This is a genomic window from Myxococcus eversor (assembly GCF_010894455.1).
Taxonomy (GTDB): Bacteria; Myxococcota; Myxococcia; order Myxococcales; family Myxococcaceae; genus Myxococcus; species Myxococcus eversor.
On sequence record NZ_JAAIXY010000073.1, the window covers coordinates 1 to 1,409 of the forward strand.

At 66.9% G+C, this 1,409-nt stretch carries 1 protein-coding gene and 1 pseudogene; both read right to left on the reverse strand.

Annotation, left to right across the window (positions count from 1 at the left end; all coding sequences use genetic code 11):
* The coding region (gene sitA5, locus G4D83_RS45180) for a SitA5 family polymorphic toxin (protein WP_163871159.1) at positions 1 to 1,100 on the reverse strand (1,100 nt) is incomplete at its 3' end.
* A 140-nt stretch (positions 1,101 to 1,240) separates the two neighbouring features.
* Positions 1,241 to 1,409: pseudogene (locus tag G4D83_RS47435) on the reverse strand (LVIVD repeat-containing protein); the annotation flags it as partial.

Here is a 1,409-nt window from a genome sequence, read left to right on the forward strand (position 1 = left end):
GTGAACAACTCCCTGAATCTTGGCGTCCAGGGGCCACCGCGCGCGGCGGAGACATCGTTCTTGTTCGTGGCGATGTGATGATTCTCACTACGCCCTCTCCGGCTCGCCATGGCCACGGCGTTCGGGGCGAGCGAGATGGTGAACCCCTCCGCCGTCAAGGCGACTGAACTCACGCTGCCCACGGCCGCATACTGGAAGCCCGCTTGGGACTCCACCGCCAGGGCCGCCTGGGCGGAACCCGGCAACCCCATTGACTTCGCCGCCAGTCCCGCCGTGTTCCCGATGGCCACCGTGGCCAGCATGACGAAGACGCGCGCTGCGTTCTCCCCGAGCACCTCTCCGTATGCCTCACCCGCCGCATGGAGTTGTTCGAAGCTCGTCGCCCTGTCTACCTGGCGCACCAGCGTCAGCCACCCGTCCAGCATGCTCCACACCGTGTCCACGCCCAGGTAGGCGATGAGGCAGGCCGTCAAGGTGGCCGCCACGCCTTTACTCACCGGCTCCGGCAGCGACCACAAGAGCAGGTACATCGTCGCGGAGGCGGCGATGCCAGCCACGACGGCCTGGGGGTCCGTCATGCCCTCCAGTGCTTCGGCCGTCTCCTCCCAGACCGAGTCCATGGCGATGGCCAGGGCCCAGGTGTACTTGCCATCGCTGGCCAGCAGGGGCCCCTCATCCAGCAGCCGCAAGCAGTCCCCAGGTCTGTCCTTCCGCTTGCACCACTGGCCGTAGGCGCGCGTCAGCGCCTCATCCGCGTAGTCCTCCAGCAAGCGGGGGCCGTCCACATCCCCTCCACGCTGGGGAATGAGTCGCGAGGAACCCCGCTCATACCCGTACACCCCACTTCGGGACGGAACGCCGAAGCGCTCCCGCGCGTCCTGCATGGGATTGCGAGAGGGACGAACATCCCGTGCCAGCTTTGCGACGGCCTCCTCGAATTCGTCGTCTTCGAGCTCAGCCGCACTCACTTCCGCGTCAGGCTCCTCGTGAGGAGTGACGAGGAAGGAGTCCTCTCCCGTCTCCAGCCGCACGACTCGACTCGTCGCGCAGCCCGTGACGGCCACCAACAGGAGCAGCGACACCACCCAACGAAGCGTCATGGTAGGCCCCAGCAAGAGGCCCGCGGCGAGGCGGGCTCACCCTGGCAATACCAGACGACGCTGACAGGCGACCCAAGGAGTAAGCCCCCCCGGGCCACCTGGGATCTACGTGGCCGCTCACACGCAGTGCCGCGTCCGGCCTACTGTGGCGGCTCCGTCAGCACCAGCAATCCACGGGACGTATCCACGACATACACATGACCATCTCCAGGAACCTGGAGCCCCGTGGCCCCCTCTTCCAGCGCGTCCCCGCGTCCCGGGTCCGTCTCACGATAGCTGTTGAAGTACGCCACTTCACGCGGTTGCGTG